This is a genomic window from Streptomyces phytophilus (assembly GCF_013870535.1).
Taxonomy (GTDB): domain Bacteria; phylum Actinomycetota; class Actinomycetes; order Streptomycetales; family Streptomycetaceae; genus Streptomyces; species Streptomyces phytophilus.
In genome coordinates, this window is sequence record NZ_JACBXC010001620.1 from 1 (window position 1) to 1157 (window position 1157).

The 1157-nt window shown below is 76.4% G+C and carries 1 protein-coding gene and 1 pseudogene; both read left to right on the forward strand.

All coding sequences use genetic code 11. The features are described from left to right. A partial coding sequence (locus H5J30_RS34675) for a PQQ-like beta-propeller repeat protein (RefSeq protein ID WP_181791777.1) occupies positions 1-965 on the forward strand: 965 nt, incomplete at its 5' end. After that, positions 952-1157: pseudogene (locus H5J30_RS34680) on the forward strand (protein kinase domain-containing protein); the annotation flags it as partial. The gene H5J30_RS34675 and the pseudogene H5J30_RS34680, both read left to right, overlap by 14 nt.

Below are 1157 nucleotides of genomic sequence, written 5' to 3' on the forward strand. Positions count from 1 at the left end.
AGAGCCCCACCGGCCTCTACGCCGCCGGCGGCGTGCTCTTCGCCTTCGGCGGCGACAAGCCCGGCGTGCAGGCCCTCGACCCCCGTACGGGTAAGGAGCTGTGGCGGCGCCGCTGGGGCGAAGCCGACGACGGCGGCGGCGACTTCGCCGCCGGTGACGGTACGGCCTACCTCGTGGGCCCCGCGGGGGACGGCGCCGAGCGCGTCGAGGCCGTCGACCCCGCCTCGGGCGACGAACGCTGGACGTACCGGCAGGACTTCGGCTTCATCCACACCGTGACCGCCGCCGGGGGGCTCACCTACCTCGCCACCGACGGCGTCGTCGCGCTGGACAGCCGCAGCGGCCGCGAACGCTGGTCCGCCGGGTCCACGGCCTCCTCGCTCACCACCGGCTCCGGTCTCGTCCTCGCCGGCAACGGCGAGGAGGTCACCGCGTTCGACGCCGCCGACGGCGGGACGCGCTGGAGCCACGCCGCCGAGGACCCCACCGTCGTACTCGCCGCGGACGGCTTCGCCTTCGTCTGCGACGCCTACCTCCGCCTCGTCGTGCGCACCGCGGACGGCGGCAAGGAGTGGACCCGGCAGCTGGACTACCCCAGCACCGTGCACGCCGCAGGCGGCGGCCTGCTCTACGTCGAGGAGAAGGGCCGGCTCCACGCGTGGCGCGCGGCCACCGGCGACCCCGTCTGGTCGCTTCCGGACGCGGACTTCGTCGGGCTCGCCGGCGGCGCCGTCCACGTCCGGGGGAGCGGTACGGAAGACGCCCCCACGGGCGGGGGCGAGCGGCTGTACGCTCTGGATCCGGCCGACCGGAGCGTCCTGTGGGCGTACGACGGCGCCGGGTACGTCCACGACTTCACGGCCACCGCCGGGCTGGTGTTCGCCGGCCTCCCCGACGGGTACGTCACCGCCCTCAGACCCCCCACCGCACGCCGGCCGAACGGAGGCACGAGTGGAGCCCCTTGAGCCCGACGACCCCCGCTCCCTGGGCGGCCACCGCATCCTGGCGCGCCTCGGCAGCGGCGCCACGGCCGTCGTCTACCTCGGCCGCTCCCGCGGCGGGCGCCTGGTGGCCGTCAAGGTCGTGCACGCCGAGCGGCTGCGCCGGCCGGACGCGGTGGACCACTTCGTACGCGAGGTCGCCGCCACCGCCGCCGC